The sequence below is a fragment of the Bacillus sp. ME78 genome, assembly GCF_903970865.1.
Lineage (GTDB): Bacteria > Bacillota > Bacilli > Bacillales > Bacillaceae_G > Bacillus_A > Bacillus_A cereus.
Genome location: NZ_CAJCKK010000007.1, coordinates 43,560 through 57,372, shown reverse-complemented (window position 1 = coordinate 57,372; position 13,813 = coordinate 43,560). Strand labels below are relative to the sequence as shown.

The following is a 13,813-nucleotide window of genomic DNA, read 5'->3' as shown; positions in this document are numbered from 1 at the left end:
AAGAATAACAAATGAAATTTTTTATTGATACAGCAAACATTAACGAAATTAAAGAGGCAAATGCATTAGGCGTAGTAGCTGGAGTAACGACAAACCCATCACTTGTAGCAAAAGAAGGCGTAGATTTCCATGAGCGTATTCGTGAAATTTGCAGCTTTATAGAAGGACCTGTAAGTGCAGAAGTAATTAGCTTAGAAGCTGATAAAATGATTGAAGAAGGAAAAGAATTAGCGAAGATTGCTCCAAACGTTGTTGTAAAAGTTCCAATGACAACAGAAGGTTTAAAAGCAGTAAAAGCATTCTCAGATTTAGGAATTCGTACAAACGTTACATTAGTATTCTCAGCAGTTCAAGCATTACTTGCAGCTCGCGCTGGTGCAACATATGTTTCACCATTCTTAGGTCGTTTAGATGATATCGGTCATAACGGTATGGATTTAATTCGTCAAATCGCAGAAATCTTTGCAATTCATGGCATCGAAACAGAAATTATTGCAGCATCTGTACGTCACAGCGTTCACGTAACTGATGCAGCATTAAACGGTGCACATATTGCAACAATCCCAGCAAACGTAATTGCTTCATTAGTGAAGCACCCATTAACAGATCAAGGAATTGAGAAATTCTTAGCTGATTGGGAAAAAACACAAGAGAAATAATAGAAAATCAAGAATCCTAGTTTAATTGACTAGGATTCTTTTTTATTTAAAAGAATTTTCATGCAATTTTGCATATTGTCTTTTAAATTTTTTATATAAGATATTTAATATATATCACATAACTCTTTATTTTTCATATTTCGATATAAAGTGAAACTTTAATCAGTGGGGGCTTTGTTCATCAGCACGCTGATTATTAGTTGAACCAAGGGATAAACAGATAGAGGGTCTGACCAGAAAACTGGAGGGCATGATTCTATAACAGAAAGTTTAATGTTTATAGAATTATGTCTTTTTATATAGGGAGGGTAGTAAACAGAGATTTCGACAAAAACGCACCGATTTATCTGAATTTTAAGTTTTATAAAAGGAGAGAAATGGAATGAGAAGAAAAGCCCCATTTAAAGTGTTGTCATCATTAGCAATTGCAGCAATTATCGGATGCACATCTGTAATGAGTGCGCCGTTAGCATATGCAGAAATGCCAGCAAAAGAGAAAGAGAATGTGTCTACAACGCCAATTGATTACAATTTAATTCAAGAAGATCGTTTAGCGGAAGCTTTGAAAGAAAGAGGAACAATTAATCCAGCATCTTCTAAAGAAGAGACGAAAAAGGCTGTCGAGCAATATATTGAAAAGAAACAAGGAGATCAGGCGAACAAAGAAATTCTTCCAGATGCTCACTCACAAGAAACGTCTGATTTCACAAAAAAAGTAAAAGAGAAAAAGATGGAAGAAAAGGAAAATGTAAAAAAGACTGAAAAAAATATTAATCTTGAGCAAAAGCCAGAACCAAATAAAAAGCAATTAAATGGGCAAGTTCCAACTTCAAAAGCAAAGCAAGCTCCATATAAAGGATCTGTTCGATCGGATAAAGTATTAGTGCTACTCGTTGAATTTAGTGATTATAAACATAATAATATTGATCAAACACCAGGTTATATGTATTCGAAAGACTTTAGTAGAGAACATTATCAAAAGATGTTGTTCGGTAAGGAGCCTTATACATTATTTGATGGTTCAAAAGTAAAAACGTTTAAACAATACTATGAAGAGCAGTCTGGTGGTAGTTATACGACAGACGGATATGTAACGGAGTGGCTAACAGTTCCAGGAAAAGCATCTGATTATGGAGCTGATGGTAGCAGTGGTCACGATAATAAAGGTCCGAAAGGTGCACGTGATTTAGTGAAAGAAGCTTTGCATGCAGCTGCTGAGAAAGGACTAGATTTATCTCAGTTTGATCAGTTTGATAGATATGATACAAACGGGGATGGGAATCAAAATGAACCTGACGGTGTAATTGATCATTTAATGGTAATCCATGCTGGTGTTGGTCAAGAAGCAGGTGGTGGTAAATTAGGTGATGATGCAATCTGGTCACATCGTTCAAAATTAGCAGTAGATCCAGTAGCGATTGAAGGTACAAAATCAAAAGTAGATTACTTTGGTGGAAAAGTAGCAGCACATGATTACACAATTGAACCAGAAGATGGAGCTGTAGGTGTGTTTGCGCATGAATTTGGACATGATCTTGGATTACCAGATGAATATGACACGAAATATACTGGAAATGGTTCACCTGTCGAAGCTTGGTCATTAATGAGTGGAGGTAGTTGGACAGGAAAAATCGCAGGAACGGAGCCGACAAGTTTTTCACCACAAAATAAAGACTTCTTACAAAAGAATATGGGTGGCAACTGGGCAAAAATATTAGAAGTAGATTACGATAAAATTAAGAGTGGTGTGGGAGTTCCTACCTATATTGATCAAAGTGTTACGAAATCAAATCGTCCAGGCGTTGTACGTGTTAACTTACCAGGTAAAAGTGTTGAAACGATTAAACCGGAGTTTGGAAAGCATGCATATTATAGTACAAGAGGCGATGATATGCATACAACGTTAGAGACACCATTCTTTGATTTAACAAAAGGAACAAATGCAAAATTCGATTATAAAGCAAATTATGAGTTAGAAGCAGAGTGCGATTTCGTCGAAGTACATGCAGTAACAGAAGATGGAACGAAAACATTAATTGATAGACTTGGAGAAAAAGTAGTCCAAGGAGATAAAGATACAACAGATGGGAAATGGATTGATAAATCATATGATTTAAGTCAATTTAAAGGCAAAAAAGTGAAACTACAATTAGACTATATTACAGATCCAGCTGTAACATATAAAGGTTTTGCGATGGACAATGTAAATGTAACTGTTGATGGACAAGTTGTATTTTCTGATGATGCAGAAGGACAGTCTAAAATGAATTTAAATGGTTTTGTTGTTTCTGATGGGACAGAGAAGAAAGCTCATTATTACTACTTAGAGTGGAGAAACTATGCGGGATCAGATAATGGTTTAAAAGCAGGAAAAGGTCCAGTGTATAATACAGGTCTTGTCGTTTGGTATGCAGATGATAGTTTCAAAGATAACTGGGTTGGGGTGCATCCAGGTGAAGGATTCCTTGGTGTTGTAGATTCTCATCCAGAAGCGCTAGTTGGTAATTTAAACGGAAAACCAGCATACGGTAATACGGGCATGCAAATTGCAGATGCTGCATTTTCATTTGATAAAACACCAGCATGGAGTGTAAATTCATTAACACGTGGTCAGTTTAACTATTCTGGATTACAAGGTGTTACAACTTTTGATGATTCAAAAGTATATAGTAACAAGCAAATTGCAGATGCAGGAAGAAAAGTTCCAAACCTTGGACTTAAATTCCAAGTTGTTGGACAGGCAGAAGATAAATCGGCAGGCGCTGTTTGGATTAAACGTTAATAACATAAAAGCACATTCTTCATATGAAGAGTGTGCTTTTTAATTTGTACAGTAAGTTATTATTTTAGTTTATGTAATACAAGTGTTTATTCATGTGTAGTGTATCAAATTATGTGAGGAAAGGAAATATTTCCGAGGAAATTGTCGAAGTATCGTCAGTATTTATAAACTTTCTGTTTAAAAGAAGAGATGTATTATTGCCTTTACGGCTCAATTTATTTACATTGTTATTTGGTTATACACAAAAGTAATATATTGGGCAAAAAGAGTTCTATTCGATAGGGCTCTTTTTATAGATAGAAAGGAGTAAGCGATAAATGAAAGAAGTAATTGGATGTCCACAGTGTGAAGGGGATATTACTGTACAGCATATTATTGATCTCCCGCATCCTTTTTCATTAAGGTGTCCACATTGTAAGGTGAAGTTGAAAGAAATAAGGGTAACGCCATGTTTAATATTAGCGATGATTTGTATAATTCCATTGTTTATTATTATTGGAGAGAGTATTAAGGAATTACTAGTAAAATATTTTTCTATTGTAGACAATGTACCAACTGTACTTATTTTCTTTTTATTTTGTTATCCATTGTATTATTTCTATGAAAAATATAATGCTATATTGTTTATTAAATATGGTTTGCTGAAAGTTAAAAGTTGAATTGAATAGGAGATTATCATTATGCTTTGGAAAATATATTTAGTTATTGTAGCAATGTTAGCTATTATTTCGTTAGTAAGGGGTATGTTTCAAACACCAATTCAAAAGTTTGACTTTGTAGTATCTATTATTACGTGGATAGGGCTCTTTGGTTTTGTATTTGATATACAAATATTAACCTCAATTGTTTGGAAATGTATCTTCTTGTTTAGCGTCATTTGGACTTTAACTGCAGTTTTTGTTTTTCGTTTATATGAAGAGCGAGATGAGCCATTACCTTTTATATTTAAATTAATTGGCATTATTCCAACGCTTCCATTATATTACGGATTATATCAATATGCATTTTAAAAAAGACAACGATGGATTATCCCATCATTGTCTTTTTTACTTTGCTTCTTACATAAATCATCCCAGCAAATGTTAATAAAAATGCTGTCCCGATAATGAAGCTGATGCTAGGTGATGCTCCGATTGCGCCGACTGTAAAGGAGCCAGCAACAACTCCTAATGAGAAGAAGGCATAAAATAATCCGAATGCCTTTCCGCGATTATCGTCTGTAGTATTTTCAACGAGTAAAGCGTTAATAGACGGAAAGAGGATTGCGAATCCAATTCCATAAATCATCATTACGATAAAGAGCATACCTTTTGTAGCAAATAATCCGAGTAAAGATAATGCGAATGCCATAACTGCAATTCCGATTAGCATTAGTTTCGAACGATTAAATCGATCGTAAATACGATTTGTTGGAAGCAAGAAGAAGAGGATAGCAGTAATACCGAATACACTTAACATCATGCCTGTTGTAGATGCTTTAACCGCTAATGCCTCAACTTTTACTGGTAACATATAAGTGACAATCCCTTGTGAAAACATTAATGTGAAAGCACCAATATATGCTTGTAATAACGGTTCTGATTTTAAAAGTTCAACCATATCTTCTTTGTTCATCATTTGCGTTCTTGATGTATCTTTTCTTGATACGTTATTTGGTAAGAAGAATAGAGATACGATCGTACCAAGAGCCATTAAAATAGAAATAGTAATGAAGACCCACTCTACGCCAGCTGTTGCTTTCATAATACCGCTGAAAGCAGGTCCTACGATTGCGGCTGTTCCAACAGCAGCACCAGATAGAGCCATTGCTTTTCCTTGTCTTTTTGCATTTGTTTGTTTTGATAAAAATGTAAAGGCAGCAGGAATTAAAAAGCCATCACTAAATCCATGCATAAAGCGCACAACTAATAGTTGTTCACCACTTTGAACAACGGTGTATAACAAGACTATGAAACTCGTAATTCCCATGCTTATATAAAGGATTTTTTTTGCACCAAATTTATCGACAGCGGCTCCAGCAATAATATTACCGATCATATTAGCGAATGAGTACATACCGACAACTAGCCCGATAATAAGAGGAGTTCCTCCAAGGCTTTGAGCGAAAGTACTCATAATAGGTAATTGTGAAAATGTATCTAAAAATGCCACGATAACGATAAAGTAAATAAAATATTTCAAGCGATATTCACCTCTCCTATGCTATTATGGCACAATGCTAATTTCACCTGCAATGAAATTGAATTAACAGATGTGGAAAAAAGTACAAAGTGACAAAATATTGAACGTTATTTGTAAAAAATTAGTGGGAACGTGATTGTTTTTTTGAAATATATGGATAGAAGTATTATAATAGAATTGTAAACTTCACCAGGTTAAGTATATACATAGAGAGGGATGTATAAAATGAAAGCACTACTTTGGCATAATCAACGTGATGTACGAGTAGAAGAAGTACCAGAACCAACAGTAAAACCAGGAACAGTGAAAATCAAAGTTAAATGGTGTGGTATTTGTGGGACAGACTTGCATGAATATTTAGCAGGGCCTATTTTTATTCCAACAGAAGAACATCCATTAACACATGTGAAAGCACCTGTTATTTTAGGTCATGAGTTTAGTGGTGAGGTAATAGAGATTGGTGAAGGAGTTACATCTCATAAAGTGGGAGACCGCGTTGTTGTAGAGCCAATTTATTCTTGTGGTAAATGTGAAGCTTGTAAACATGGACATTACAATGTTTGTGAACAACTTGTTTTCCACGGTCTTGGCGGAGAAGGCGGCGGTTTCTCTGAATATACAGTAGTACCAGAAGATATGGTTCATCACATTCCAGATGAAATGACGTATGAACAAGGTGCGCTTGTAGAACCAGCAGCAGTAGCAGTTCATGCAGTACGTCAAAGTAAATTAAAAGAAGGGGAAGCTGTAGCGGTATTTGGTTGCGGTCCAATTGGACTTCTTGTTATCCAAGCAGCTAAAGCAGCAGGAGCAACTCCTGTTATTGCAGTTGAACTTTCTAAAGAACGTCAAGAGTTAGCGAAATTAGCAGGTGCGGATTATGTATTAAATCCAGCAACTCAAGATGTGTTAGCTGAAATTCGTAACTTAACAAATGGTTTAGGTGTAAATGTTAGCTTTGAAGTAACAGGTGTTGAAGTTGTACTACGCCAAGCGATTGAAAGTACAAGCTTCGAAGGACAAACTGTAATTGTTAGTGTATGGGAAAAAGACGCAACAATTACTCCAAATAACTTAGTATTAAAAGAAAAAGAAGTTATTGGTATTTTAGGATACCGTCACATCTTCCCAGCTGTTATTAAATTGATTAGCTCTGGTCAAATTCAAGCAGAGAAATTAATTACGAAAAAAATTACAGTGGATCAAGTTGTTGAAGAAGGATTTGGAGCACTTGTAAAAGATAAAACACAAGTGAAAATTCTTGTTTCACCTAAATAAGATAGAATCGAAAAGAGTAGCCCTTTTCTAGAAATAGAAGAGGGCTACTTTTTTTCTGTACAGAAAGGTGATAGACTTTCCTGTAACTAAAGGTATTTTGTTTGGAAGGGGAAGTCTAATGCTTTCATTTATGTTGACATTGAAACGGATGCTAAAAGCTTGTTTGCGAGCATGGAAAGATAAAGAATTTCAAGTGTTATTCGTATTAACAATTTTGACATTAATATCTGGTACAATCTTTTATAGTACAGTGGAGGGGTTACGTCCTCTGGATGCTTTATATTTTAGCGTTATGACGCTGACTACTGTCGGTGATGGACAATTTAGTCCCAAAACTGACTTCGGAAAGATATTTACGATATTATACATATTTATAGGGATCGGATTAGTGTTTGGATTTATACATAAGTTGGCAGTTAATGTACAATTGCCAAGTATATTATCGAATAGAAAAAAAGAGTAAAGCATGTGTATGCTTTACTCTTTTTTTACATTAGTTTAGACAAGCCTTAATAATAGTTTATTAAAATGAAAGTGTATTCATTCATTATATTCACTGTGTATAAAGTTATAATGATATGAACATTTGCATATTTTAATTTAGTGATAGAAATTTCGTGAAAGGTGGGATATTCTAGTCATAGGTTAACCGGACGACATCATAGGATCCTAACAAAATGTTTACAATAATTCAATTATAAAATGGAGGATTTTATATGAAAAAGAAAGTACTTGCTTTAGCGGCAGCTATTACATTAGTTGCTCCATTACAAAGTGTTGCATTTGCTCATGAAAATGATGGGGGACAGAGATTTGGAGTTATTCCGCGCTGGTCTGCTGAAGATAAACATAAAGAAGGCGTGAATTCTCATTTATGGATTGTAAACCGTGCAATTGATATTATGTCTCGTAATACAACACTTGTAAAACAAGATCGAGTTGCACTATTAAATGAATGGCGTACTGAGTTAGAGAACGGTATTTATGCTGCTGACTATGAAAATCCTTATTATGATAATAGCACATTTGCTTCACATTTCTATGACCCTGACAATGGGAAAACTTATATTCCGTATGCAAAGCAGGCAAAGGAAACTGGAGCTAAATATTTTAAATTAGCTGGTGAGTCTTACAAAAATAAAGATATGAAACAAGCATTCTTCTATTTAGGATTATCTCTTCATTATTTAGGGGATGTAAACCAACCGATGCATGCGGCAAACTTTACGAACCTTTCGTATCCACAAGGATTCCATTCTAAATATGAAAACTTTGTAGATACGATAAAAGATAATTATAAAGTAACGGATGGAAATGGGTATTGGAACTGGAAAGGTACGAATCCAGAAGATTGGATTCATGGAGCGGCAGTAGTTGCGAAACAAGATTACGCTGGCATTGTAAATGATAATACGAAAGATTGGTTCGTAAGAGCAGCTGTATCACAAGAATATGCAGATAAATGGCGCGCTGAAGTTACACCAATGACAGGTAAGCGTTTAATGGATGCACAACGTGTTACTGCTGGATACATTCAGCTTTGGTTTGATACGTACGGAAATCGTTAAGTATTTGAAAAAGGTCAAATCTCAGAATAGAGTATTTGGCCTTTTTATGACTATACAATACATGGAGGTATGAAACGTGAAAGGTAAATTGCTAAAAGGTGTACTTAGCTTAGGGGTTGGTTTAGGAGCTTTATATAGCGGAACTTCAGCTCAAGCAGAAGCATCTACAAATCAAAATGATACATTAAAAGTGATGACGCATAATGTATATATGCTATCAACAAACTTATATCCAAACTGGGGACAAACTGAGCGTGCTGATTTAATCGGGGCGGCAGATTATATAAAGAATCAAGATGTTGTTATATTAAATGAAGTGTTTGATAATAGTGCCTCAGATCGTTTATTAGGCAATTTGAAGAAAGAATATCCAAATCAAACAGCAGTATTAGGTCGTAGTAGTGGAAGCGAATGGGATAAAACGTTAGGGAACTATTCATCTTCAACTCCTGAAGATGGTGGCGTTGCGATTGTGAGCAAATGGCCAATCGCTGAAAAGATTCAATATGTATTTGCAAAAGGATGCGGGCCAGATAATTTATCGAATAAAGGATTTGTATACACGAAAATTAAGAAAAATGATCGTTTCGTTCACGTGATTGGGACGCATTTGCAGGCTGAAGATAGTATGTGCGGAAAAACTTCACCAGCATCTGTACGTACGAACCAATTAAAAGAAATTCAAGATTTTATTAAAAATAAAAATATACCAAATAATGAGTATGTGTTAATTGGTGGTGATATGAACGTAAATAAGATAAATGCAGAGAACAATAATGATTCAGAGTATGCATCTATGTTTAAAACATTGAACGCTTCTGTACCATCTTATACTGGACATACAGCGACTTGGGATGCAACGACAAACAGTATTGCAAAATATAATTTCCCTGATAGTCCTGCCGAATATTTAGATTATATTATTGCAAGCAAAGACCATGCGAACCCATCGTATATAGAGAATAAGGTGTTACAGCCGAAATCTCCACAATGGACTGTTACATCGTGGTTCCAAAAATATACGTATAATGATTACTCTGATCATTATCCAGTAGAGGCGACTATTTCTATGAAGTAGTTTCAAAAAGTTTCTTCGTAAAGAAGAAACTTTTTTTATTTGCAAACAGGAAAATCATACTTTCTTTCCAATATGTATAAGACATATTGAAAAGAGGAGAGAAAAATGTGGATCGAGGAATTTTTAAAGAAGTTCCATTACCGTGTGCATTTTTGGATGAAGTGGCTTTAGATAGAAATATTCAATCGATTATAGAGTTAAGTGGAAATAAGAAGATTCGTATAGCGAGTAAATCGTTACGTTCTGTTCCGATTATGCAAAAGATTTTAGCTGCAAATGATCGATTTCAAGGTATTATGTGCTTTTCACCTAGAGAGGTTTTATTTTTAATAGAACAAGGATTTAATGATTTATTGCTCGGATATCCTGCTTATGATGAAAGAGCTTTGTGTGAAATTAGTTTGCTAACAAAGAAAGGTTTCATTATAACTTGTATGGTGGATTGTGAAGAGCATATTGTGTATTTAGAAAAAATTACTGAGAAATCTAAAGGATGTTTTCGTGTTTGTTTGGATATTGATATGAGTAGTCGTTTCTTTCAATTTCATTTTGGTGTACAAAGATCCCCAGTAAAAAATGTGCAGGATGCGTTGAAAGTAGTAGAAAAGGTGAGAAGGTCATCATATTTAATGTTAGATGGTGTGATGGGTTATGAAGCTCAAATTGCTGGGGTGGGAGACCATATACCGAATCAATGGCTGAAAAGTAAAGTGATTTCGTATTTAAAGCAGAAATCAGTGCTAGAAGTGAAAGAAAGAAGAGAATATATTGTAAAAGCAATACAAAAACTTGGTATTGAGCTAAGGTTTGTAAATGGAGGCGGAACAGGAAGCATAAAAACAACTGAGAAAGATAATTCAGTTTCAGAGATTACAATAGGTTCTGCTTTTTATTCTCCGAAGCTGTTTGATTATTATAAAGAGGTGAAATTTCATCCAGCGGTCGGATTTGCCTTACCAGTTGTGCGTAAACCAGTCCCGTTTATTTACACTTGCCTAGGTGGTGGATATATTGCTTCAGGAGCAGTTGGAAAAGATAAAGAGCCTGAAGTTTGGAGACCGAAGGGTGCAAAACTATTAGCTTTAGAAGGTGCTGGCGAGGTACAAACGCCAATTTTTTATAACGGCGAGGAACGAGTGGATATAGGAGAGTCCATTTTGTTTCGTCATAGTAAGGCTGGTGAATTATGTGAGCGCTTTCCTTTTTTGTATCGTGTTAAAAAAGGAGAGATTGTTGGGGAGTATTCAACATATCGGGGGGATGGCCAATGCTTTCTATAAAGGGACAAAAGTGGAGGAATTGGACAGGGAATGTAGAAGGAACGCCGCATTATACGATGTATCCAGAAAGTATACAAGATGTAGTAGAAGTAGTGGGGCTTGCACGAAAAAAGGGGCGGAAAATTCGTGTTGTTGGTTCAGGACACTCGTTTACACCCCTTGCGCAAACCGAAGAAGTTTTAGTTTCTTTAGATGAATTGAAGGGCATTGTGAATATTGATGAAGAGAAGATGGTCGCTGAAGTGTGGGCAGGAACAAAGTTATATGATTTAGGGAAGTTACTTGAGGAAAAAGGTTATGCGCAAGAAAATTTAGGGGATATTGATTCACAATCTATTGCAGGAGCGATTAGTACGGGGACTCATGGAACGGGTATTACCTTTGGGAGTTTATCAACACAAGTTATAGAGATTACGGCCGTTTTATCTAATGGTGAGAGTATAGTTTGTTCGGAAGCTGAGAACGTAGAATATTGGAGAGCGTTTCAGTTGTCACTTGGAATGTTAGGTATCATTGTAAAGATAAAATTGAAGGTTATTCCAGCGTATTCACTCGTTTATGAAAGTGAAAAACAGTCATTATCTACTGTAATGAACAAACTAGAAGAGTATAAGAAGCATCGTCACTTTGAATTTTTCGTTTTTCCTTATTCTGATGAAGTACAAGTAAAACTTACGAACGAAACAACGAATCAAGGCAGTGATTTGAAATGGCATAAACTAAAGGTGGAGTTACTTGAAAATAGGATGTTCTCTTTACTATCTAAAGGGTGTAAATGGTTTCCTTCTATAAGTAAAGGAGTGAGTCGATTATCAGCTAAGGCTGTACCAAACACAAAAATAATTGGCCCGAGCTATGAAGTATTTGCTACATCACGTACGGTACCATTTTATGAAATGGAGTATAGCATTCCTTCAAAGTATATGAGGACTGTGGTAGAAGAAATCTCAAATATTATTGAAAAGAAAAAGTATAAGGTGCACTTCCCGATCGAATGCCGCTATGTGAAAGGTGATGATATATGGCTTAGTCCAGCCTATGGAAGAGATTCAGCGTATATCGCTGTTCATATGTATAAAGGTATGAAATATGCTGCTTACTTTGGCGAAGTGGAAAAAATTTTTCTGAAGTATGAAGGGCGTCCGCATTGGGGGAAAATGCATACATTATCGTATGAGCAATTACAAGATATATATCCAGAGTTTCATTCGTTTTTACAGGCGAGGAAGTCTCTAGATGAACTTGGAATGTTTTTTAATCCTTATGCAGAAAAGTTATTTATCCCGCTATTTGCCGGGGAGTAAGACCCCCACTGATTAAAGTTTCACATTATGTATATAAAAAAGCTGACAAATAATTATTTGTCAGCTTTTTTTAGTGTAATTGCATTTCTTGTATGACTAATATGTTCATAAAAAAGTAGTTTATCACGGCTAAATACATGCAGTAAAACATGAATAATAAATAGGCCGTTAATGATAAATAGGAATAACAATGTAACGAGTAATACTAAAGGCTCTGTATGATTTAACATAGAGCTACTAGAAAGAATGTAATTGATTCCGCCTAACGCAAAATAAAATATACCGTAGCGAATAAATAGTTCTTTTAATGTAATACGATCTGATTTTCCTTTCAGGTGAATGCGAAGCAATGCTTTCCCAATTGTTTTTCCATTCGTAAAGTATGGAATAATAATAAAGTAAATAAGGATTGAACACGTAATGAAAATGAGTTCATACATATTGGTGTAAGATTGCATATTAGAAACGAAGAAAGAATTTCCTTTGTTTTTAACGACAGGTACAACGATAGATAAGAAAATCCAATCAATTTGCATCGCGATAAGGCGACGAATGAATCCGACTGGTTTCGTTTCCAAATCAATATGACTATCTAACTCATTTGTCTTCGGAAGGAAGTACGTAAATATTGGTGCAATGATAAAACCAATTACGCCACCTAATGTATTTAAAAACAAATCATCGATATCAAATAATCGGTATGCACAATTGTATATACCGTATAATCCAGTCACTTGTGTTAGCTCGAAAAATAGTGAAAGGAAAAAGGAAATGCAAATTGTTTGTAAGAAACTACGTCGGAAATAATAACGTAAGTAAATACCGAATGGAACAGTTAATAGAACATTAAATGCAACTTGTAAAAACGCAGACTCTTTTAATAAGTAGAAATAAGTAGCTGGTTTCGTTAAAACTGCCGATGTATGACTACTAATCTCTTGTATGAAATAAAATGGTGAGAGTTGCATGTGTTGTGTATTAGCCGGTTGTAGGCTACAAGTATCAAACGTTTGTGGTAACGGCAAAATAACAAGAAAATAGGCATTTAATAAGTAAAGTAATAATGAGTATAAAATAAATGAGCGCCATTTATTTAAATAACCGTATTTTCGATAATTAAATATTAAAAAAGGGATTAAAAGAAACATTGCTAAAAAGGGAAATAAAATAAACGCTGTTTTCACTGGAAATAAATATGCAGTCAAAGTAAAACTCCTTTCAATAAAAATTCGTTTATCATTATAGCGCTAAAAATATTTAAATACAAAGTTAAAATCTTTCGAAATAGAAATAATTACTAATTTTATAGGAATTAAGTTATAATAAATTTAATATAAGGATATTATGATTATATAAGTTGAGAGAGGGTACAAGAGATGCGATATGAACTTTTTTCTGTAAGTGGGGATCATATTACGACTTTTGAAAGTGCATGGCGTTTTCAGGAGGGAGAACAGATTTTTGTTCATGATGATCAAACAAAAAGAAACTTTATTATTATTCGTCTGACGCATGATGTATTTCAACAAAATAAACATGTTATTCGTTTGTATTGTCAAGAGAAGAAAGTGTATGCATAAGAGAAGCCCTCTTACAGTATGAAAAGTAAGAGGGGCCTTATCTCGTTATTTGTGAACAGCCCGATTGATGAGAGCTGATTAAAGTTTCACTTTATCATTTTGC

13 protein-coding genes are annotated in these 13,813 nt (G+C 34.8%); 11 read left to right on the top strand and 2 right to left on the bottom strand.

Annotated elements, in window-relative coordinates; translation table 11 throughout:
* The first annotated feature begins 11 nt into the window (after nt 1-11).
* From fsa to H6481_RS10815, 4 genes are all read left to right on the top strand, one after another.
* Complete coding sequence (gene fsa / locus H6481_RS10830; RefSeq protein WP_000667666.1) at nt 12-659, top strand: fructose-6-phosphate aldolase; 648 nt, start codon at nt 12-14, stop codon at nt 657-659.
* A 382-nt stretch (nt 660-1,041) separates the two neighbouring features.
* The gene (gene inhA2 / locus H6481_RS10825) at nt 1,042-3,441 is read left to right on the top strand and encodes a M6 family metalloprotease immune inhibitor InhA2 (protein WP_071732217.1); all 2,400 of its coding nucleotides are present in this window, start codon (nt 1,042-1,044) and stop codon (nt 3,439-3,441) included.
* 317 nt (nt 3,442-3,758) lie between these two features.
* Nucleotides 3,759-4,100, top strand: a complete 342-nt coding sequence (locus H6481_RS10820) for a hypothetical protein (RefSeq protein ID WP_000665760.1) — start codon at nt 3,759-3,761, stop codon at nt 4,098-4,100.
* Nucleotides 4,101-4,121: 21 nt separating this feature from the next.
* A complete protein-coding gene (locus H6481_RS10815; protein ID WP_000964465.1) occupies nt 4,122-4,451 on the top strand; it encodes a hypothetical protein in 330 nt (109 codons plus the stop codon).
* Between the two features lie 16 nt (nt 4,452-4,467).
* Here H6481_RS10815 and H6481_RS10810 read toward each other — a convergent pair whose 3' ends face one another.
* On the bottom strand, nt 4,468-5,622 hold the full coding sequence (locus tag H6481_RS10810; RefSeq protein WP_182811653.1) for an MFS transporter: 1,155 nt from the start codon (nt 5,620-5,622) through the stop codon (nt 4,468-4,470).
* A 225-nt stretch (nt 5,623-5,847) separates the two neighbouring features.
* On the opposite strand from H6481_RS10810, the gene bdhA reads away from it, so the two are divergent.
* The 6 genes from bdhA (at nt 5,848) to H6481_RS10780 (ending at nt 12,130) form a co-directional block, all read left to right on the top strand.
* Nucleotides 5,848-6,900: a (R,R)-butanediol dehydrogenase gene (gene bdhA, locus H6481_RS10805; protein WP_071732216.1), complete on the top strand. Its 1,053-nt coding sequence runs from the start codon at nt 5,848-5,850 to the stop codon at nt 6,898-6,900.
* A gap of 118 nt (nt 6,901-7,018) precedes the next feature.
* Nucleotides 7,019-7,363, top strand: coding sequence for a potassium channel family protein (locus tag H6481_RS10800; RefSeq protein WP_000948241.1), 345 nt, complete (start codon nt 7,019-7,021; stop codon nt 7,361-7,363).
* A 253-nt stretch (nt 7,364-7,616) separates the two neighbouring features.
* Entirely contained in the window at nt 7,617-8,468 is an 852-nt protein-coding gene (gene cerA / locus H6481_RS10795) for a phospholipase CerA (protein ID WP_000730997.1), read from the top strand.
* Between the two features lie 76 nt (nt 8,469-8,544).
* Nucleotides 8,545-9,546: a sphingomyelinase C gene (gene sph, locus H6481_RS10790; protein WP_000676799.1), complete on the top strand. Its 1,002-nt coding sequence runs from the start codon at nt 8,545-8,547 to the stop codon at nt 9,544-9,546.
* Nucleotides 9,547-9,653: 107 nt separating this feature from the next.
* Nucleotides 9,654-10,826 (top strand): amino acid deaminase/aldolase, encoded by a 1,173-nt coding sequence (locus H6481_RS10785; protein WP_071732215.1) that lies wholly within the window; start codon nt 9,654-9,656, stop codon nt 10,824-10,826.
* Nucleotides 10,814-12,130: a D-arabinono-1,4-lactone oxidase gene (locus H6481_RS10780; protein ID WP_071732214.1), complete on the top strand. Its 1,317-nt coding sequence runs from the start codon at nt 10,814-10,816 to the stop codon at nt 12,128-12,130. The genes H6481_RS10785 and H6481_RS10780 overlap by 13 nt, the downstream gene beginning before the upstream one ends.
* 53 nt (nt 12,131-12,183) lie before the next feature.
* On the opposite strand, the gene H6481_RS10775 is transcribed toward H6481_RS10780, so the two are convergent.
* A complete protein-coding gene (locus H6481_RS10775; RefSeq protein WP_000128017.1) occupies nt 12,184-13,335 on the bottom strand; it encodes a VanZ family protein in 1,152 nt (383 codons plus the stop codon).
* 171 nt (nt 13,336-13,506) lie between these two features.
* Here H6481_RS10775 and H6481_RS10770 point away from each other — a divergent pair, with 171 nt between their 5' ends.
* The gene (locus H6481_RS10770) at nt 13,507-13,710 is read left to right on the top strand and encodes a hypothetical protein (RefSeq protein WP_001268332.1); all 204 of its coding nucleotides are present in this window, start codon (nt 13,507-13,509) and stop codon (nt 13,708-13,710) included.
* Nucleotides 13,711-13,813 lie beyond the last annotated feature (103 nt).